Origin of the sequence: Asticcacaulis sp. EMRT-3 (genome assembly GCF_030027245.1) — a bacterium.
Taxonomy (GTDB): domain Bacteria; phylum Pseudomonadota; class Alphaproteobacteria; order Caulobacterales; family Caulobacteraceae; genus Asticcacaulis.
The window spans coordinates 1,823,053-1,841,805 of the sequence record NZ_JASERT010000001.1; the positions used below are offsets into that span (position 1 = coordinate 1,823,053).

Below are 18,753 nucleotides of genomic sequence, written 5' to 3' on the forward strand. Positions count from 1 at the left end.
GGATATGAATATGCATACGGACGAACTGGCCACCGAAACGCTTACCCCCCCGGCCACCGATCCGGCTGCGCCCGACCCTGTACAGGCAGGCGGCTATCAGATGGGTGCCCACGCCCTGGCCACCCAGCTCGTCGCCAAGCTGTGCCATGATTTCATTTCGCCCGCCGGCGCCATCATCTCCGGCCTCGACCTGCTCGAAGACCCGACGGCCCAAGATATGAAGCAGGAGGCGATGAACCTGATCTCGACCTCGGCGAAAAAGCTGGTCACGCTGGTTCATTTCGCGCGCGTCGCCTACGGTGCCGCCACCACGTCCGAAGCCTTTAACGGTTCGCAACTCAAAACGATCCTCGCCGATGTTTTTTCCGGGATGCGCGCCGAACTGGTGTTCGACATTGCACCGGACGCGCTTTTTTCCAAACCCGCCGCCCGCGCCCTGCTTAATCTCGGCCTGATCGCCGGTAACGCCCTGCCGGTAGGCGGCACGGCCACGCTCACGATGCAGCGTGATGAAAACGGCCTGATCCTGACCTCGGACTCCAAGGGTGCGCGCGCCCGTCTGAAGGCCGAGGCCATCGAAGGCTTAAAAGGCCTGCCGCTCGGCGACGGCCTGTCCGGTCAATGGATACAGCCGCACTGGCTATACAGCGTGGTGCATGAGGCGGGTGGCAGGCTCGATTTCGTTGCTGAACCCGATTCGCTCGGCATCACGATCCATATGCCGGAATAGGGGGGCGCAAACCCGGCAAAAAACGACAAATTTAGGTTTTGTCAATCTCTTGCCAACCCTCTCTTAACCAAAGCCATTGATAGTGAACCCGAAACAGGCTCGCCCGACGTGTAACTTACGGGCAGTCATCAGATGCGGGGTTGCACTGTGGACGATTTAATTGCCGAATTTCTTACCGAGACCGGCGAAAGCCTTGAGGTCGTCGATTCCGAACTGGTCAAGTTCGAAGCCAATCCTACCGAACGCAAGACGCTCGACAATATTTTCAGGCTTGTCCATACTATCAAGGGCACCTGCGGCTTTCTCGGCCTGCCGCGACTCGAAGCCGTGGCCCATGCCGGTGAAACCCTGCTGGGCCGCTTCCGTGACGGCAAGCTTGAGGTCACGCCGGTCGCCGTTACTCTGGTTTTGCACTCCATCGACCGCATCAAGGTTATTCTGGCGGGCCTGGAAGCCACCGGCAATGAGCCCGAAGGCGATGATCGCGACCTGATCGCCCAGCTTGAAGCGATGGCCGAAGGCGGCGAAGTCGATCTGACCGCCGTTCAGGCCGTTCAGGTGCCTGACCGTCCGATCGGCTCCGACATCGATCCTGCCGAACTGAATGTGCCGGCGCTGGGTGCTATCCCGCCGGAATCGACAACCCCTGCCACCGGGCTGAATGTCGGCGACATCGATCCGGCCACGGGCCGCGCCTTGCGCCCCGGTGAAGTCTCCGAGGCCGATCTCGAAGCCGCCTTCGCCGCCGCCGATGCACCCGACTGGATGAATGACGAACCCGAACCGGTGTCGGAAGTCGCGCCGGAACCGGCTGTCGCCGCCAAACCCGCCGAATCTGCCGCCGCAAAAGCACCCGAAGCCATGTCGGGTTTAGGCGGGCCCGGTTTAGGCGGTGAAGAAACGCAAGGCATCACCACCACCCAGTCGATCCGCGTGTCGGTCGATGTGCTCGAAGGGCTGATGACCCTCGTGTCGGAAATGGTGCTGACGCGCAACCAGCTCCTGCAAATCAGCCGCAACCGCGAAGATTCCGCCTTCGCCACGCCCTTGCAGCGCCTGTCCACCCTGACCGGCGAATTGCAGGACAGCGTGATGAAAACGCGGATGCAGCCGATTGGCGCGGCGTGGAAAAAGCTGCCGCGTCTGGTGCGCGACCTGTCCTACGAACTGGGCAAGAAGATCGATCTGGTCATGGAAGGCGAGGGCACCGAGCTTGATCGTCAAGTGCTGGAGCTGATCCGCGACCCCCTTACCCATATGGTGCGCAATTCCGCCGATCACGGCCTGGAATCGACCGAGGAGCGTGTCCAGCTCGGCAAACCCGCCAATGGCACGGTCAAGCTGTCGGCCTTCCATGAGGGCGGCTATATCGTCATCCGCATCTCCGATAACGGACGCGGCCTCAATACAGGCCGCATCCGTGAGAAGATCATCGAAAAAGGTCTTGCCTCGCGCACCGAGGTCGAGGGCCTCAACGACCAGCAGATTCACCGCTATATCTTCGCCCCCGGCTTCTCGACCGCCGCCAAGGTCACCAATCTGTCGGGCCGCGGCGTCGGCATGGACGTGGTGCGCACCAATATCGAACAGATCGGCGGCCAGATCGACCTGACCTCGGTGAGCGGCGGCGGCACCACCTTCACCATCAAGATTCCGCTGACCCTGGCCATCGTCTCGGCCCTGATCGTCGGGGCGGGCGGACAAAAATTCGCCGTGCCGCAAACCTCGGTGCTCGAACTGGTGCGCACCGGCCAGAATGCCGAACACCGGATCGAAAAAATCAATGACGCGCTTGTCCTGCGCCTGCGCAACAAGCTGTTGCCGCTGGTGCAGCTTGGCCCCACGCTCCAGCTTGAAGCCGCCAGGGACGAAGACGCCACCTTCGTCATGGTCATTCAGGTCGGCGAACGCCGCTATGGGCTGGTGGTCAATGATGTGCTCGACACCGAGGAAATCGTCGTCAAGCCGCTGGCCTCGATCCTGCGCGATGTCGATGTCTTTTCCGGTGCCACCATTCTGGGCGATGGCTCGGTGGTGCTGATCCTCGATCCCAATGCCCTGTCCGAACGCGCCGGCAATATGCTCGAAGAAAAGGCGTCGGAAGATGCCGAAGACGCGGTCGATACCGGCGACACGGCCACGGTGGCCATGCTGCTCTTCAAGGCGGGCGGCGGCGCACCCAAGGCCGTCGAACTGGCCCACATCACCCGCCTCGAACATATCGAGGTCGAAAAGATCGAACGCATGGATGGCCGCGCCGCCCTGCAATATCGCGGCAAGCTGATGCCGGTGCTCGGCCTCAATGGTATGCACGACCTGATGAGCGAGGGCATTCAGCCCCTGCTCGTCTTTACCGGCGAAGGCTATGCGATGGCGCTGGCGGTCGATGAGATCGTCGATGTTGTCGAGGATCGCCTGTCGATCGAGTTGTCGCCCGACCGTTCGGGCGTGCGCGGCACCGCCGTGGTGGCCGGTCGCGCCTGTGAAATCCTCGATGTCGATTATTATAATGTGCAAGGCCTGGCCGAACATCAGCGCAAGCCGGGTGCAGCTTCCAGTGAAAGGGCCGTCGCATGAGCCTGCGTGACTATGTAACCCTGCGTGTCGGCGGCCAGCTTTTCGGCGTCGATGCCGCCCGTGTCCATGATGTTTTCCATCCGCGCGGCCTGACGCCCGTGCCGCAGTCGCGCCCCGAAATTGCCGGCGTGCTCAATCTGCGCGGCCGTATCGTCACCGCCGTCTGCGCGCGCAGGCGTCTGGGTCTGCCGCCCCGCGAGGAAGGCGCGCCCGAACCCCTGGCCATCGGCCTCGAAGTGCAGGGCGATTCCTATGGGCTGGTCATCGATTCGGTCGATGAGGTGCTGAAACTCGACGACGAAAAATTCCACGCCGCCCCCGGCAACCTGCCGCCGCGCTGGGCAGAAATTATCGTCGGTGTTTATCAATTGGAAAAGGAACTTCTGATAGTGTTGGATCCGCATACGCTGCTGGACAACGCCCATCTCAAGGCAGCCTAACACTTTGTATATAGGGAATAAAACAGGATGAAAACCTGTCTCGTCGTCGATGATAGCCGCGTGATCCGCAAGGTGGCTCGCCGCATCCTGGAAAACCTGTCGTTTGAAGTCACCGAAGCCAATGACGGCATGGAGGCGCTGAAGGCCTGTAAGGACAAGATGCCTTCGGCCATTCTGCTCGACTGGAACATGCCGGTCATGGACGGCATTACCTTCCTGCGCCAGTTGCGCAAGGAAGACGGCGGCAAGGCCCCCATCGTGGTCTTCTGCACCACCGAAAACGATCTTGGCCACATCACCGAAGCCCTGACCGAAGGGGCTTCCGAATACATCATGAAGCCCTTCGACGGCGAGATTCTGGAAGCGAAATTCTCCGAAGTCGGCCTTTTATAATCAGCTTTTAGCCTACGGCCAGACCTCTATGTCGCTTAATCCCCACACGGCTGCCTCGCTGCGCCCCCTCAAGATCATGATTGTCGATGATTCGGCGGTCGTGCGGGGTCTGATCTCGCGCTGGCTCGAACAGGAACCAGACATGGTTCTGGCGGGTCTGGCCATTGATGGCGCCAAGGGCGTCGAGAAGGTGCGCGAGATCCAGCCCGATGTGCTGATCCTCGACATCGAAATGCCGAATATGGGCGGGCTGGAAGCCCTGCCCAAGCTGCTGGCGGCCAAGCCGGGCCTCAAGGTGCTGATGGCTTCCACCCTGACGACGCGCGGCGCCAATGTCACGCTGCGCGCCCTCGAACTGGGGGCCGCCGACTATATCCCCAAGCCCGATTCGTCGCGTATCGGCGGGGCTGATGGTTTCCGCTCAGAACTGCTGACCAAGATCCGCGCCCTGTGCGGCCGCACGCGCTCGTGGCCCCTGCCCCCGGGTGCCGGGACGGTCGAACGCGCGCCGCAGGTCGAAAAGCCCGCTGCGCTCGAGCGTCCGTCACCTGCGCCCGCAGGCTTCACGCCCGCTCCGCGTCCGATCATCACTCCCGCTGCGCCTGTTTTGCGCGCCCGTTCCGGCGGCCCCAAGCGCATCGACGCCCTCGTGGTGGGAGCTTCCACCGGCGGCCCGCCCGCCCTGCGCGCCTTCCTGCTGGGCCTTGGCCCCGACTGGAAGCTGCCGGTGCTGATCGTGCAGCACATGCCCGCCACCTTCACCGCCATCCTGGCCGAACACCTTGATAAGGCGCTGCCGCAGCGCGTGGTCGAGGCGAAGGACGGCATGAATATCGAATCGCGCACCATCTATATTGCGCCCGGCGATTTCCATATGACCATCAAGGGCCCGCTCGGTCTGCCCACCCTGAAGCTCGATCAGGGGCCTCAGGTCAACTGGTGCCGCCCGGCTGTCGATCCGCTTTTCCGTTCCGCCGCCGAGGTTTACGGCAATCACGCGCTCGGCGTGGTGCTAACCGGCATGGGCCATGATGGCCGCGATGGCGCCCAGGCCCTGGTGAATGTTAATGGCAGCGTGCTGGTACAGGACGAAGCCTCCAGCGTCGTCTGGGGGATGCCCGGTGCCGTTGCCGAAGCCGGCCTGGCCGAACTGATCAAACCCATTCCTGGCCTGTCTGCGGCCTGCAAGACCTTCGCACGTGGAGAGCGTCCCCAATGAGCCCTGAAGACATCGAACACCTGGCCTCGACGCTCAAGACCCGTTCCGGCCTGATCCTCGGCACCGACAAGACCTATCTGATCGAAAGCCGCCTGTCGCCCGTGGCGCGCCGCGAAGGCTTCGCCAATGTCGATGCCCTGTTGACCGCCCTGCGTATCAAGCGCGACGAAAAGCTGTTGGTGGCCGTCACCGACGCCATGACGACCAACGAAACCTTCTTCTTCCGCGACAAGACACCGTTCGACCAGTTCAAGAGCGACATCCTGCCGACGCTGGCCCGTTCGCGCGTCAGCGGCGACATCAAGGTGTGGTGCGCCGCCTGCTCCACGGGTCAGGAACCCTATTCGCTGGCCATGATGATGGAAGAGCTGAAAATGCTCTATCCGCGCGTCAATCTCGATATTCTGGCCACCGACATCTCTGACCGCTGTCTGGAAAAGGCGCAATCGGGCCTCTACACCCAGTTTGAGGTGCAGCGCGGCCTGCCCATCACCATGATGGTCAAGCATTTTGAGAAGGTTGATGAGATGTGGCGGCTGTCGCCCCGGATCAGGGCCAGCGTGCGCTACAAGAAGATGAACCTGCTCGAAGACCTGCGCTCCATCGGCCGTCAGGACATCATCTATTGCCGCAATGTGCTGATCTATTTCGATCTCGAAACCAAGAAGCGCGTGCTCGAACAGATGGCCAGCCTGCTGCCCGAAGACGGCTATCTGCTGCTCGGTGCCGCCGAAACCGTGCTGGGCATCACCGATGTGTTCAAGCCCATGCCGGGGATGCGCGGCCTGTATATCAAGAATCAGGCGATCCGCACCCAGACGCCTCTGCGCAAACTGGCCTGAAACGGCTTTATCGAGATTTAAGGGATTTTCGCAGCGGTATGGTGGAGCTATGCGGATTCGAACCGCAGACCTCCTCATTGCGAACGAGGCGCTCTACCAACTGAGCTATAGCCCCATACCTGCCGCGAAGTGCCGTCTATTTAAGCGATGCGGCGCGCTTGTCAAGCGCTGCTTAACTTGCGCAGGCCGCAGAATGCCCTATATTCCGTGCAGCGTCATTTACAGGAATTTTTCATGCCCACAGGTCTTGCCGGTTTTATCTATTACATCGTCAATGGGCTGCTCGACGTCATCGTCCTGTGCCTGATTATCTCCGCCGTTCTGAGCTGGCTTGTGGCCTTTAACGTCATTAATACCCGCAACCCGATCGTCTGGCGGATCCTTGATATTGTCGATCGCATCACAGCGCCGGTACTGGCGCCGTTTCGCGCCGTCATCCCCAATATCGGCGGCCTCGACATCAGTTACATTGTCTGCTTCCTCGTCATTCGCGGCATTCAGGGTTATCTGCTGTTACCGGCGGCCATGACCCTGCAACAACTGATCGGCTGATCACCATGCGGCTGGTCGTGCGCCTGACGCCGAAAGCGGCGGCGGATCGCATAGACGGCTGGGACAAGGACGCGCATGACCGCGCCGTTCTCAAGGTGCGCGTTCGGGCCGCCCCCATCGAAGGCCGCGCCAATACGGCCCTGATCGCCCTGCTCGCCAAGGCCCTCGATATGCCGAAATCACGGATCACCCTGCTGAGCGGCGATACGTCACGCCTCAAAACGCTTGAGATTGATGGGCTCGATGAGGCCGAGCTAAGCCAAAAACTGACATGAAAAAGCCGGGCCCGCGATGAGCGCGCCCGGCTTTTTCCGTCCTTGAGTGCGCCTCAGCCAAGTGCCTTCATCAGTTCGGGAATGGCGGTCTGATAATCGGCCACCAGACCGAAATCGGCCACGCCAAAGATCGGTGCCTCGGCGTCTTTGTTAATCGCCACAATAACTTTCGAATCCTTCATCCCGGCCAGATGCTGGATCGCGCCGGAAATGCCGATGGCGATATAGAGATCGGGGGCCACCACCTTGCCGGTCTGGCCGACCTGATAATCATTGGGCGCGTAACCGGCATCGACAGCGGCGCGCGAAGCCCCTACCGCCGCATTCAGCTTTTCCGCCAACGGATTGAGTACAGCGTCAAATTCCGCCTTGGAGCCCAGTGCGCGTCCACCGGACACCACCACCTTCGCCGAGCCCAGTTCCGGACGATCCGATACCACCATCTCTTCGGAGATAAAGCGCGTACCCGCCGAGGGCGCCGGGGCCGCCACGTTCTCAACCGCCGCCGACCCGCCTTCGCCCGCTGCGGGTGCAAAGGCCGTGGTGCGCACGGTCATGACGATTTTGGCGTCGGAGGTCTGGATGGTTTCGAGCGCATTACCGGCATAGATCGGGCGCACGAAGGTATGGGCGTCCACCACCTGCATCACATCGCTGATCAGTGACACATCGAGCAGGGCCGCCACGCGCGGCGCGAAATTCTTGCCCGAGGTCGAGGCTGGAACGGCCACCGCGTCGTAACTGGCAGCCAGACCGGCCACCAGCACAGCCACATCTTCGGCAATATCTTCTTTCAAGGCCTGCGACTGGCTGAGCAAAACCTTGCCGACACCGGCGATCTTGGCAGCCGTTTCGGCCACGGCCTGACAGCCGTCGCCATAGACCAGCACATCGATGTCAGCGGACAGGGCTTTCGCCGCCGTGATCGTTTTCAAGGTGGTGTCACGCAGGTGCGCGCCGTCGTGATCGGCAATTACCAGAGCCTTTCCAGTATTTGGCATCTTACAAAACTCCTGCGGATTTGAGCCTGGAAACCAGTTCGGCGGCGTCGGCCACCTTGATACCCGCCGAGCGCTTCGGCGGTTCGCTGACCTTGACCACCTTGAGGCGCGGTGTCACGTCAACGCCGTAATCGGCCACGGTTTTCATCTCCAGCGGCTTCTTTTTCGCCTTCATGATATTGGGCAGGGAGGCATAGCGCGGCTCATTGAGGCGCAGGTCGGTGGTAATCACGGCAGGCAGGCTGACTGCCAGGGTCTGGTGGCCGCCATCGACTTCGCGCGTCACCTGAGCTTCACCGTTTTCCACGACGACCTTGGATGCAAATGTGGCCTGCGGCCAGCCCAGCAGGGTCGAGAGCATCTGACCGGTGGCGTTATTGTCGCCATCAATCGCCTGCTTGCCCATGATGATCAGGTCGGGCTTTTCAGCCTCGGCCACGGCTTTCAGAAGCTTGGCTATGGCCAGAGGCTCAATGTCCTGATCGGTCTGGATCAGGATGCCGCGATCCGCGCCGATGGTCAGCGCCGTGATGATCGTGTCCTTGGCCTGCGCAGGCCCGATGGAAACCGCGATTACCTCGGTGGCCACGCCCTTTTCCTTGAGACGCACGGCTTCCTCGACGGCGATTTCATCGAACGGATTCATCGACATCTTGACATTGGCCAGATCAACGCCCGACTGATCGGCCTTGACGCGAACCTTGACATTGTAATCCAAGACCCGCTTGACGGGCACCAGTATCTTCATGGTCTGTTACCTCTGCATATCAGACAGCGTTTATTGACGCATCATGCACAAAGTTGACGCAAACGTCAACAATGACGGCTTGTGATTTAAGTGACGGTGTGCAGCCCATAAGTCAACCCGCAATGTGGGCGAGATATGGGGCTAAACCGACAATTGGCCCGATTTTTATGCCGGTTTGCGGCCTTTTTCGCCGCCTTTGCGATTGCCGCCGCTGACCATTCGGCGCATAAGACGGTCGTTTTTGCAGGAATCCAGATCGATGAAGAGCCAGATCGGCAAGCTGAAATATGTGTTTATCATCCTGCTGGGACTGACCAGCGCGGCGATCACCGCCTGGACTTTGCTCTACCAGATTCCGCAGAAAAAATGCGATGCCGCCGGTGGCTGGTTCTCGTATCGCTACCGCAACTGTGAGACGCCGATCTACCTGCCGACCCTGACCGGTCGCAAACCTGGCGCGCCTGAAACCAGCGTCACCATCGATTTTCACGATGGCGACAAAAAAGCCAGCAATGCCCAGACGGTCAACAGAGCGGCGAAAACCGCCGCGCCCGCCCATCAGGCTGCGCAATAGAGCGAAACGACCTGAATCAAAGCGGCTTTCTAAAAAGTGGACGCCACCTTCAGCATCGCAATCGGCGCTTTAATGAGCCGCCGCCGCAGAGGTGGCCTTGCCCGAGTCGCTGGCCGAAGCTTTCGCCCCCGCCGCACCGGCTGCGGAAGCCGCTGGCGCAGGTGCCGCTGCGGGCGGAATCGGATAGGTCGAAGAGCCCTGAGAACGTAAGTAAGCGATCAGATTGATGCGCTCGTCGATCTTTTTGTCGCCGGGGAAGGTCATCTTGGTGCCCTTGACCACCTTGGCGGGCGCGTCGATGAATTTGTACAGGGCGTCATAGGTCCAGTTGGGGCTGTCCTTGGCGTGGGCCTTCATGGCGTCGGAATAGTCAAAGCCGGGATGCGAGGCGGTGGGGCGGCCCACCACGCCCCACAGGTTCGGCCCGGTCATATTGGGGCCGCCCTGAATATTGTCGTGACAGGCCTGACACTTGGTGAAGACCTTCTGGCCCGCCGCCAGATCAGCGGTCGGCAGCACCGTGCCCCAATCGGGCGGCGTATCGACAGGCGCAGCCGTGCCCGTATCACTGGATTCGGCTACCGCGATGGCATAACCGGGCTTTTCCGGTGCCTTATGCTCGTAAATATAGCTTGAGCCGATCTTCACCACCATAATGACCAGACCGGTTGCCAGGACTGCGCCCAGGATTTTGTTTGTTTGCAGGTCGCCGCTCATATGCCCAGTTACCCTATTGATTCCTCTTGACGCCGAACTTTAGGCCCGTGGTTACGGCTGTCAACAGCCGCTCCAGAGGCAGGCGCTTTCCCTGTCTTATGTCTGGCTCTGTGCCACGCCATCGGCCAGGACGCAAGCCGACTTTTGACAGGTGCGGGCAAAAGTGGCGCAAACGTGGCAAATCGTCGCAGGCGGGCCGGGTTGATTTTTGTCATTGGCCCTTGCGTCTCTGCAAGCCGGGCCCTTGCCAAATGCGCCCGCATCTGGGAAAGGCTTGGGCCTGTCTTTTCGCAAGGCTCCGACCGATGACCACAGACCGCAAAATCGCTTATCAGGGCGAACCCGGCGCCTTCAGCCATCAGGCGGCGCGACGCTGGTTCGGCGATTACACGCCCGTGCCCTTCCCCACCTTCGAGGCGGCCTTTGCTGCCGTCACGGCGGGCGAGTGCGATCTGGGCATGATGCCGGTCGAAAACTCGGTGGCGGGCCGGGTATCGGACGTGCATCACCTTCTGCCCCGTTCGGGCCTGAAAATCATCGGCGAACGCTTCTTAGCCATCGAAATGATGCTGATGGCCGTGCCGGAAACGAAGCTGGAAAATATCCGCGTCGCCGCCTCGCACGCTATGGCCCTGCTGCAATGCCGGAAAGCTCTGCGCGAAATGCACATCACCGCCGAAGTGTTCCACGATACGGCGGGCGCGGCCCGCGCCCTGGCTGAAACGCGCGAACCCGACCGCGCCGCCATCGCGCCGGAAGTGGCCGCCGAGCTTTACGGGCTGAAGATCCTGCGCCGCAATATGGAAGATGCGCGCGACAACACCACCCGCTTTCTGGTGCTGACCGCAACGGACAAGGTGACCCCGCCTGAGGATGGCGAGTGCATGACCAGCTTTGTGTTCCGCGTCAAAAACGTGCCCGCCGCGCTTTATAAGGCGCTGGGCGGCTTCGCCACCAATGGCGTCAACATGACCAAGCTCGAATCCTATATCGAGAATGGCCGCTTCGCCTCGACCATGTTTTATTGCGATGTGGTGGGTCGTCCCGACGATGCGCCCTTGAAGCGCGCCCTCGAAGAACTGCATTTCTACGCCGTCGATGTTGAAATGCTCGGCACCTATGCGATAGATCCGTTCCGCCACAGCGCAGGCCAGTTATGAGCGATACCCGCATCGAGGCGCTGGAAGAGATCGTCGCCCATCAGCAAAAAACCATCGACGAACTGTCTGAACAACTGAACGCGCAATGGAAGGCGCTCGACGCCATGCGCCGTTCGCTCGAACGCTTAGGCGAACATCTGACCGGCCTCGAAGACCGCACCGCCGAGGCCGCGCCGGTGACGAAGCCGCCGCATTATTAAAGACCGGCCTAAGCAAGGGAAGATTCCCCCTTCCGTCATCGCCTCCGGCGCTGACACCTTCCCCGTAAACGGGGAAGGATGAGAACATTCCCCGACTATCCTTCCCCGTTTACGGGGAAGGTGGCGCGGCTTGTCCGCGACAAAGGGGGAATACGGACCTTAGAGCGGTTTGCATTCTGATTGAATCGGTCAAAGGAATGCAACCCGCTCTACATTTTGCGTTTTCCGCATCTCGCATTGAATTTGTAAGTCAAATTAAATGCTCGTTGCTCTAGCATCGCTTCCATGTTCGGCGTCAGCCCCTGACCGCCGCCTCGATTTTGGCAATGTCGATCCTGCCCATCTCCATCATGGCCGCAAAGGCGCGTTTGGCGACATCGCCGCCCTCAGCCATCGCGTCGGTCAGAACGCGCGGCGTGATCTGCCATGACACACCCCACTTATCCTGACACCAGCCGCAGGCGCTTTCCGTGCCGCCATGACCGACAATAGCGTCCCAGTAGCGGTCGGTTTCTTCCTGCGTATCGGTGGCGATCTGGAACGAAAAGGCCTGCGACTGCCTGAAGGCGTCACCGCCATTCAGGCCAAGGCAGGGTATGCCGCAGACGGTGAATTCGACCGTCAGCACCTGGCCTGCCTGGCCGCCCGGATAATCGGACGGGGCGCGGTGCACGGCGGTCACTTCGCTGTCGGGAAAGGTGTCGGCATAGAATCGCGCGGCATTTTCGGCATCGTGGCTGTACCACAGGCAGATCGTGTTTTTGGCGGTCATGGTGCGTTTCCCTTCTGTTGTGCAGGGAGTTTACTGCACTTCCTTGAAAACCGCATCCACCGTTTCCGGCACGATGGGGCCGGTGATCTTGTCGGTGATCGTGCCATCGGGGGCGACGATAAAGGTTTCCGGCACGCCCGAAATGCCGAGGCCGAGGGCCATGTCGCCATTCGGATCGGTCAGGGTTTTAATGTAGGGATCATCATGCTGGGCCAGAAAATTGAGCGTGTTCTGCGGCTCGTCCTTCCAGGCCACGCCGATAATCGTCACGCCCTTTGATTTCAGCGCCATCAGTTGCGGATTTTCGGCCATGCACGGCACACACCATGAGGCAAACACATTGACCAGAACCGGCTTGGTGCGGCCGACAAGCAGGCTTTTCAGATCGGATGGCGGGCCACCCTGCACATCATTGAGCACCACGGCGGGCACCGATTTGCCGACCATAGCGCGCGGCTCATACTGCGCTTTTTTATGGAAATTGTACCAGCCCAGTATGGCCAGCAGGATCACGAACAGGATCAGCGGCAGCGAAAACAGCAGGCGCTTCATCTCTTATCCTCCACCGCCGCCTGCAAGGCTTCGAGCTTTTTACGTCTTTGCCTTTGCGTGCGCAGCGAGATGAGGATCAGCGCGGCGATGGCCACAAAACTGACGCCATAGGCGCCCCAGACGAACAGCGCATACTTGCCCATGTCGAGATCGAGCGTCATGGCGTTTTCCCTCAGTTAAAGCCCGGTCAGTTAAAACTCAGGCGGGCGCGTAAAGACCGGTAGCGGCGTTCCAGAATCTCCGAATCGATCCGTACCAGAAACAGCCAGGCGAACAACAGGTGCCAGGCCGCCACCATCACGAACAGCGGCCACAGGATAGCGCCCGTCGTCTCGATGCGGTTGCCCTGATGCAGGCCATTCCACCACAGTACCGAAAAATGAATGATCGGCAGATTGACCAGTCCGACCAGCGCCAGAATCGCACTCATGCGCGCCGCTTTCGTCTCGTCCTCAATCGCACCCTGCAAGGCGATATAGGCGATGTAAAACAGGAAAAGCACCAGTTCAGAGGTCATGCGTCCGTCCCATTGCCAGGGCGTGCCCCACATCGGCCAGCCCCACAGAGCGCCGGTGATCAGGGCCAGACCGGTGAAGACCGCGCCAATCGGCGCCATGGCGCGGGCGGCGGCATCGGCCAGGGCATGGCGGAAGATCAGGCCGAAAAACGACGCCACCCCCATCGCGGCATAGACGCTCAAACCCATCCATGCCGACGGCACATGGATATACATGATGCGCACCGTATTGCCCTGCTGGTAATCCTGCGGCGAGGCGAAGGCGAGAAACAGCCCCCACACCATGACGATGGCGGTCAGGCCCGCCAGCCACGGCCGCAAGGGGCGGGTGACACGGGTAAAACGTTCCGGATTGGCCAGAAAATTGATCATGCCTCAGGTGATAAGGGCTTTGGCGAAACGGAGCAAGCGCTTGATATAGCCGTTAACGGAATCCTTGCCGCTTGTCCTTATGATGGCGGCAGGGCTTACGGGAGGACTCCATAGTGCTGCTGGCATCTCTTGTCTCAGGTACTCTGTTTTGCGTCACCTTCACCATCTATTATGCGGGCCTGCGCGCAGGCTGGCGCTGGACGGCATGGCCCGTTGCGGCCCTGTTTGCCTCGGCGGGATTTTTGATCCAGTATCTGGGATCAGGCCTCATCAATACGGCATGGCGGCTTGATAGCCTGATCCTGCTGATGGTGGTGATCAGCCTGCCGGTGCGTCACCGCTTCGGCCCGCAACGCGGCGGCCACTCCGTCTATCGCCAGCACAGGCTGAAACGGCGTTAAAGCCGGGCCGTGCTTAAGCGGCCTCGGCCCGCAGCCCGGCTATGACCAGTTTAATCTGGGTCAGCATGTTGGTGTGCAGAGTTTCAACATCGAAGCCGCCGGTTTCCGAGCCGTTCTGGAAAACACGGCGCATATTGGCAAAACACAAATCTTCGAGAATTTCCGAAGCACAATCAAGCGGCGCACCCTGCGGCAGTTCGCCCGCGCCCTGCGCCGCTTTTAACGTATCAAACAGGGCCAGCCGCACCAGATCGCTCAGCCGCGCCACCTCGTTGAGCGAGGCCTGACCGGCGCTCCATTTCATGACGAAGGCCGACAGGATCAGACGGGCATTGGCTTCAGCGGTTTCATAACCGCGCATCAACTGGCGGTGCAGACGCTCGACCAGCGGCAGGCTTTCATCATAGGCATCGCGGATAACCCGGATGACGCGGGCGTTTTCAGCTTCGACGACCGTAATGAAAATCTCGTTCTTGTCGGTAAAATTGGCGAACAGGGCTCCTGTGGAGAGGTCGGCGGCACTGGCTATGTCGCGTAAAGTCGCCGCTTCAAAGCCGCGTTCACGAAAAAGCTGAGTGGCGGAGTCGAGAATTTTCAGGCGGTTGCGCTCTTTTGACCTGGCGCGGGCTCCTGACGGCACGGGGGACTCCTGGACGGGGGATACTGAACTGGGATCAAACATCGGTACGCTCACACACAAAAGATGACCTAAACGTAAGCTTAGCCCCCCGGAAGCTCCCTACTTAGTATGAGGAAAATTGCAATTCAATGAACCGGCCAGTTTTATTTTTTGCGTTGCGAAAAACTACTCAGGCCGGTGGTTGAGAAACTCAACGCGCCGGACGGATTTTATCTCGACATTTTCCGGCAAAAGAGGGAAGTTGCGCCATGAGCCTTGTTCTTTTCATTCTGGCCGTCATCGCCATGCTGGCGGTACTGGTCGTTCTGGGTGCCGGTTTTTACAGCCTGGCGCGCGGCGGTGAGTTTCGCAGAAACTGGTCGAACAAGCTGATGCGTCTGCGCATCCTGTTTCAGTTTATCGCCCTGTGCCTGCTGGTGGCCACGGCCTGGGCCTTCCATAAGGGCCTCTGACGCAACGGATGGTCAAGCTCAACCGCATCTATACGCGCACCGGCGACGATGGCACGACCGGTCTGGCCGATGGCACCCGGCGCGCCAAGGATGACCCGCGCATCATCGCCATCGGCAGCGTCGATGAAACCAATGCGGCGCTCGGTCTGGTGCGTTTATACAGCGATACGGACGGGCTCGACGCCCTGCTGGCGCGTTTGCAAAACGACCTGTTCGATCTCGGCGCCGATCTGGCCACCCCTTCTGATGAGATCAGTTGGAAGCCGCTGCGCATCCGGGCCGAACAGGTGACGGCGCTCGAAGAGGCGCTCGATGCCTATAATGCCGATCTGGCCCCGCTCGATTCGTTCGTATTGCCCGCAGGCACGTCGCTCAGCGCCCACCTGCATCTGGCGCGTACCTGTGCGCGCCGCGCCGAACGCGATGCCGTCACCCTCAGCAAGATGGGGGACGAGGCGGTCAATCCTGAAGCGGTCAAATATCTGAACCGCCTGTCCGATCTTTTGTTCGTCCTGTCGCGTTATGCCAATGACAAGGGGCGCGGCGATGTCAAATGGGTGCCTTCGGCCTGAGGGTCAAATGACCATGGAAAAGAGAATGTTCGGAATAAAATCCGGCCTGAGCCTGGCCACCGTGGTTTGTATGGCGGCGCAGCTCACTGGCTGTCATGCCGCGCCAAAGGGTTCGCCCGCCACGACCTTTCGCATTGATCTCGCCATTCCGCAGGCGGATCGCAAAGCCATCCGTGACGCCGGAGAAAAAGTGACGGTCGATGTCTATTATTTCGGCACGCCCACCGCACAGCATCAGGGTGAGGCCGATCAGGCCGGACGCATCCGCCTCGGCGACGACCTGTTCGATGTCGGGCCCGATGCCCCCGGCCTGACGGTGAGCGGAGCCGGCATTGACCACAAGCTGTTAGGCCATGTCATCGACGAAATGCCGCATGTCATGATCAATGCCTATTCCACCGATAAGGCCGGCAGCGAAACGCACAGGATCGATTGTCATTATTATTTCGGCACCATAGCCGAGGCGAAGGCACATCCGGCCGAGGTCAGTTGCGAGACGGGCACACCCTGATGGCACACCCTGACGGGCAGCCCCCGCCTTACAGGCGGCGGAAACCCGTCGGCTGACCGGCCCCGGCGGCGCTGATACGCGCTATGGCCGTGTGCAGCGGCTCAATCGCCACCTTCATATGGTGCGCATTGGCGTGGATGATGTGGCTGTCATCGACCATGATGGCGACGTGGCCCTTCCAGAAGACGAGATCGCCACGGCGCAGATTCTGCATGTTCTGGCCGGGTATCAGCGCCACGCCGAGGCTGGCCTGCATGTCGGAATCGCGCGGACAGCCATAGCCTGCGGCATAGAGCGCCTGTTGCAGCAGGCCCGAACAGTCGAGCCCGATGCTTTCGCGTCCGCCCCACTGATAGGGGGCGTTGATATAGCTTTCGGCCACAGCGACGAAATCATCGGCGAAGCGCTCGAAATCGCTGAGATGGCTGTCGAACACCCAGCCCATATCGTTGATATAGGCAAAGCCGTTTTCATGGCGGCTGACCGAGACCAGCGCATTGAGGCTCAGGGCCTGCTGGATCGACGCCTTGAGATTGGGCGCGGCAAAGACATAGGTGCGCAAGGTGGCGACATAATGGGTCGGCAGATACCAGTCGCGGCGGAAGGCCGATACCGGCACATAGCCGACATAGCCATCGCGCAGGGCCTGACCCCAGTAATAGTCGTGTTTGCGCTCGATGATCTTGAAGCGTTCGCCGAGCAGCAACTGATCAAGCTGTTCGGCACCCGGTTCGGGCTGGGCCAGAACGGGTGCGGTGGCGGCGTAGCAGCTCAGGATTTCGCCCACGACATAGGTTTTGGCGCGGATCAGGCCTTCATGTGCCTGATCGGTCACGCCGTCCCTATAGGGCGTTGTCCGCTTGTCGAAGGGTTCATCGCTCATCTGCGTCATAAAGCTTCTGCCTCGTCTAGAGCGCGTTTCGATCTGACGACATCAGATCGGCGCTCTACGCCTTTGTTTACCGCGCATCTGGATCCAAAAAGTGCGTCACACTTTTTAGGATGCGCTCTCTACTCATGAAGACAGTCTAGCCGATGGATACAAAGGTCACGTTAACAGCCACGGTCAACAAGGTCTTTACGGAAAGAGGAAGGTATCAGTAGCTTTTCAGCACCTGAAAAACGGCGCGCAGGGTCTGGGCTTCGGCCCCGACCGGATAGCCCGCCCGCCCGCGCGGATTCCAGGCATAGATGTCGAAATGCACCCAGGCGCCGCTTTTGGGTGCAAAGCGTTGCAGGAACAGGGCCGCCGTCACCGATCCGGCCTGCGCCCAGCCGGCGGGATCATTGCGGATGTCGGCAATGTCGGACTCAAGCGCATCCTGATAACCAGCCCACAGGGGCATCCGCCACAGGGGGTCATGGCGGGCGATGGCGGCCACTTCAAGCTGGCGGGCCAGATCTTCGTTCTCCGTATAAAAAGGTATCACCTCCGGCCCTAAAGCGGCGCGCGCAGCACCCGTGAGGGTGGCGAAATCGACGGTCAGGGTGGGGTTCAGTTCGCCGGCGCGTGCCAGAGCATCGGCGAGGATCAGTCGCCCCTCGGCATCGGTATTGCCGATCTCGATGCTGAGGCCAGCCCGCGAGGCCAGTATGTCGCCGGGCCGAAAGGCATTGCCGGAAATGGCGTTTTCAACGGCGGGCAACAAAACATGCAGGCGCACCGGCAGATCGGCCCCCATCACCCAGCCCGCCAGAGCCAGAGCATGGGCCGCCCCGCCCATATCCTTCTTCATCAGGGCCATGCCGCCGCCCGGCTTGATATTCAGGCCGCCCGTATCGAAGGCCACCCCCTTGCCGACCAGCACGATGACGGGCGCGTCCGGCTCCGCGCCCGCGCCCTGCCAGCCGATCTCGATAAAGCGCGGCGCATTGCCGGGCCCGGCGGCGCGCCCGACCGCATGAACCGCCGGATAATTGTGCGTCAGCAGATCGTCGCCGGTAATCACGCTGACGTCGGCACCATGCGCTTCGGCCAGGCTTCGCGCGGCAGTCTCGATCTCGGCGGGCCCCATATCATTGGTGGGGGTATTGACCAGATCGCGCGCCAGGGCGTGCGCTTCCGCTTCCAGAGCGATGGCGGCGCGCGCACCGGCATCGAGGCGGCTGTCGTCAAGCACGGCCTCAACAGGCTTGGCCGACGCCTTATAACGGTTGAAACTGTAGGCCCCCAGCGCCCAGGCCACATGGATGGCGTGCCGGTCAAGCGCCGCGTCGCATTCCAGCGCCCAGACGCCTTTCGGCAATTGCGTGGGCAGGCCGCGAAAACGCATCGGCGACCAGGTTTTGCGCGCGCCTAAGCCAAACCAGCCGGTCAGGCCCTTGCCATCGGGCAGGATGATCAGGCTGCCCGCCTTGCCGCTAAAGGTTTTCAGACGCAAAAACCCGGCCTGTTCGGCAGGCAGGGCGGTGATGCAGGCATCGGCGTCTTCCTCAAACAGGGCGATCAGCCGGTTTTCCGTGGCGGGGGCTGGATTTTTGAGCGGCTTGGGCATGGCGTCGTCCGTCAGCGTTAATAAAGGTTAAGGGTTTAACT

25 protein-coding genes and 1 tRNA gene are annotated in these 18,753 nt (G+C 60.7%); 15 read left to right on the top strand and 11 right to left on the bottom strand.

All coding sequences use genetic code 11. From position 1 onward, the window contains the following. Positions 1 to 4: 4 nt before the first annotated feature. From chpT to QB905_RS08770, 6 genes are all read left to right on the top strand, one after another. Positions 5 to 730 (top strand): histidine phosphotransferase ChpT, encoded by a 726-nt coding sequence (chpT, locus tag QB905_RS08745; RefSeq protein ID WP_282974441.1) that lies wholly within the window; start codon positions 5 to 7, stop codon positions 728 to 730. A gap of 147 nt (positions 731 to 877) precedes the next feature. After that, positions 878 to 3,307, top strand: coding sequence for a chemotaxis protein CheA (locus QB905_RS08750; RefSeq protein ID WP_282974447.1), 2,430 nt, complete (start codon positions 878 to 880; stop codon positions 3,305 to 3,307). Beyond that, a complete protein-coding gene (locus QB905_RS08755) occupies positions 3,304 to 3,747 on the top strand; it encodes a chemotaxis protein CheW (RefSeq protein WP_282974449.1) in 444 nt (147 codons plus the stop codon). Before QB905_RS08750 ends, QB905_RS08755 begins: the two co-directional genes overlap by 4 nt. Before the next feature lie 27 nt (positions 3,748 to 3,774). Beyond that, the gene (locus tag QB905_RS08760) at positions 3,775 to 4,140 is read left to right on the top strand and encodes a response regulator (RefSeq protein WP_282974451.1); all 366 of its coding nucleotides are present in this window, start codon (positions 3,775 to 3,777) and stop codon (positions 4,138 to 4,140) included. 28 nt (positions 4,141 to 4,168) lie between these two features. Then, positions 4,169 to 5,359, top strand: coding sequence for a protein-glutamate methylesterase/protein-glutamine glutaminase (locus QB905_RS08765; protein ID WP_282974453.1), 1,191 nt, complete (start codon positions 4,169 to 4,171; stop codon positions 5,357 to 5,359). Further along, complete coding sequence (locus tag QB905_RS08770; RefSeq protein WP_282974455.1) at positions 5,356 to 6,201, top strand: CheR family methyltransferase; 846 nt, start codon at positions 5,356 to 5,358, stop codon at positions 6,199 to 6,201. Before QB905_RS08765 ends, QB905_RS08770 begins: the two co-directional genes overlap by 4 nt. Positions 6,202 to 6,240: 39 nt before the next feature. On the opposite strand, the gene QB905_RS08775 is transcribed toward QB905_RS08770, so the two are convergent. Further along, positions 6,241 to 6,316 (bottom strand) — tRNA-Ala (locus QB905_RS08775). 119 nt (positions 6,317 to 6,435) lie between these two features. Here QB905_RS08775 and QB905_RS08780 point away from each other — a divergent pair. Together QB905_RS08780 and QB905_RS08785 are read left to right on the top strand one after the other, a co-directional pair. Next, on the top strand, positions 6,436 to 6,753 hold the full coding sequence (locus QB905_RS08780; RefSeq protein ID WP_282974457.1) for a YggT family protein: 318 nt from the start codon (positions 6,436 to 6,438) through the stop codon (positions 6,751 to 6,753). A gap of 5 nt (positions 6,754 to 6,758) precedes the next feature. Beyond that, positions 6,759 to 7,028, top strand: coding sequence for a DUF167 family protein (locus QB905_RS08785; protein ID WP_282974459.1), 270 nt, complete (start codon positions 6,759 to 6,761; stop codon positions 7,026 to 7,028). 53 nt (positions 7,029 to 7,081) lie between these two features. Here QB905_RS08785 and QB905_RS08790 read toward each other — a convergent pair whose 3' ends face one another. Together QB905_RS08790 and QB905_RS08795 are read right to left on the bottom strand one after the other, a co-directional pair. After that, the gene (locus QB905_RS08790; RefSeq protein WP_282974460.1) at positions 7,082 to 8,029 is read right to left on the bottom strand and encodes an electron transfer flavoprotein subunit alpha/FixB family protein; all 948 of its coding nucleotides are present in this window, start codon (positions 8,027 to 8,029) and stop codon (positions 7,082 to 7,084) included. A gap of 1 nt (position 8,030) precedes the next feature. After that, positions 8,031 to 8,777: an electron transfer flavoprotein subunit beta/FixA family protein gene (locus tag QB905_RS08795; RefSeq protein WP_282974462.1), complete on the bottom strand. Its 747-nt coding sequence runs from the start codon at positions 8,775 to 8,777 to the stop codon at positions 8,031 to 8,033. Between the two features lie 259 nt (positions 8,778 to 9,036). On the opposite strand from QB905_RS08795, the gene QB905_RS08800 reads away from it, so the two are divergent. Further along, on the top strand, positions 9,037 to 9,351 hold the full coding sequence (locus QB905_RS08800; RefSeq protein WP_282974464.1) for a hypothetical protein: 315 nt from the start codon (positions 9,037 to 9,039) through the stop codon (positions 9,349 to 9,351). 69 nt (positions 9,352 to 9,420) lie between these two features. Here QB905_RS08800 and QB905_RS08805 read toward each other — a convergent pair whose 3' ends face one another. Further along, a complete protein-coding gene (locus QB905_RS08805; protein ID WP_282974466.1) occupies positions 9,421 to 10,068 on the bottom strand; it encodes a c-type cytochrome in 648 nt (215 codons plus the stop codon). Positions 10,069 to 10,373: 305 nt separating this feature from the next. Here QB905_RS08805 and QB905_RS08810 point away from each other — a divergent pair, with 305 nt between their 5' ends. After that, positions 10,374 to 11,228, top strand: coding sequence for a prephenate dehydratase (locus QB905_RS08810; RefSeq protein WP_282974468.1), 855 nt, complete (start codon positions 10,374 to 10,376; stop codon positions 11,226 to 11,228). After that, positions 11,225 to 11,428, top strand: coding sequence for a SlyX family protein (locus tag QB905_RS08815; protein WP_282974470.1), 204 nt, complete (start codon positions 11,225 to 11,227; stop codon positions 11,426 to 11,428). Before QB905_RS08810 ends, QB905_RS08815 begins: the two co-directional genes overlap by 4 nt. Before the next feature lie 295 nt (positions 11,429 to 11,723). Here QB905_RS08815 and QB905_RS08820 read toward each other — a convergent pair whose 3' ends face one another. The 4 genes from QB905_RS08820 to ccmC are packed head-to-tail and all read right to left on the bottom strand — an operon-like array spanning position 11,724 to position 13,641. Next, positions 11,724 to 12,200 (bottom strand): VOC family protein, encoded by a 477-nt coding sequence (locus QB905_RS08820; protein ID WP_282974472.1) that lies wholly within the window; start codon positions 12,198 to 12,200, stop codon positions 11,724 to 11,726. Between the two features lie 30 nt (positions 12,201 to 12,230). Next, on the bottom strand, positions 12,231 to 12,752 hold the full coding sequence (locus tag QB905_RS08825) for a DsbE family thiol:disulfide interchange protein (protein ID WP_282974474.1): 522 nt from the start codon (positions 12,750 to 12,752) through the stop codon (positions 12,231 to 12,233). After that, positions 12,749 to 12,913: a heme exporter protein CcmD gene (gene ccmD / locus QB905_RS08830; protein WP_282974476.1), complete on the bottom strand. Its 165-nt coding sequence runs from the start codon at positions 12,911 to 12,913 to the stop codon at positions 12,749 to 12,751. The genes QB905_RS08825 and ccmD overlap by 4 nt, the downstream gene beginning before the upstream one ends. Before the next feature lie 26 nt (positions 12,914 to 12,939). After that, positions 12,940 to 13,641, bottom strand: coding sequence for a heme ABC transporter permease CcmC (gene ccmC / locus QB905_RS08835; RefSeq protein WP_282974478.1), 702 nt, complete (start codon positions 13,639 to 13,641; stop codon positions 12,940 to 12,942). A 113-nt stretch (positions 13,642 to 13,754) separates the two neighbouring features. Between ccmC and QB905_RS08840 the strand changes: the two genes are divergently transcribed. Continuing rightward, positions 13,755 to 14,042, top strand: coding sequence for a hypothetical protein (locus tag QB905_RS08840; protein ID WP_282974481.1), 288 nt, complete (start codon positions 13,755 to 13,757; stop codon positions 14,040 to 14,042). Between the two features lie 13 nt (positions 14,043 to 14,055). Here the strand turns inward: QB905_RS08840 and QB905_RS08845 are convergent, their stop codons facing one another. Beyond that, a complete protein-coding gene (locus QB905_RS08845) occupies positions 14,056 to 14,682 on the bottom strand; it encodes a TetR/AcrR family transcriptional regulator (protein ID WP_282974482.1) in 627 nt (208 codons plus the stop codon). 248 nt (positions 14,683 to 14,930) lie between these two features. Here QB905_RS08845 and QB905_RS08850 point away from each other — a divergent pair, with 248 nt between their 5' ends. Genes QB905_RS08850 through QB905_RS08860 form a run of 3 tightly spaced genes read left to right on the top strand, consistent with a single transcriptional unit; the run spans position 14,931 to position 16,217 of the window. After that, positions 14,931 to 15,134 carry a twin transmembrane helix small protein gene (locus QB905_RS08850; RefSeq protein ID WP_282974483.1) on the top strand — a complete coding sequence of 68 codons (204 nt, stop codon included), beginning with the start codon at positions 14,931 to 14,933 and terminating at the stop codon, positions 15,132 to 15,134. Positions 15,135 to 15,142: 8 nt separating this feature from the next. After that, entirely contained in the window at positions 15,143 to 15,706 is a 564-nt protein-coding gene (locus QB905_RS08855; protein ID WP_282974485.1) for a cob(I)yrinic acid a,c-diamide adenosyltransferase, read from the top strand. A gap of 25 nt (positions 15,707 to 15,731) precedes the next feature. Next, on the top strand, positions 15,732 to 16,217 hold the full coding sequence (locus QB905_RS08860) for a hypothetical protein (protein WP_282974486.1): 486 nt from the start codon (positions 15,732 to 15,734) through the stop codon (positions 16,215 to 16,217). Between the two features lie 28 nt (positions 16,218 to 16,245). Here QB905_RS08860 and QB905_RS08865 read toward each other — a convergent pair whose 3' ends face one another. Both QB905_RS08865 and QB905_RS08870 read right to left on the bottom strand, forming a co-directional pair. Next, a complete protein-coding gene (locus tag QB905_RS08865) occupies positions 16,246 to 17,109 on the bottom strand; it encodes a C40 family peptidase (RefSeq protein ID WP_282974488.1) in 864 nt (287 codons plus the stop codon). Between the two features lie 205 nt (positions 17,110 to 17,314). Continuing rightward, entirely contained in the window at positions 17,315 to 18,712 is a 1,398-nt protein-coding gene (locus QB905_RS08870) for a leucyl aminopeptidase family protein (RefSeq protein WP_282974490.1), read from the bottom strand. Positions 18,713 to 18,753: the final 41 nt, after the last annotated feature.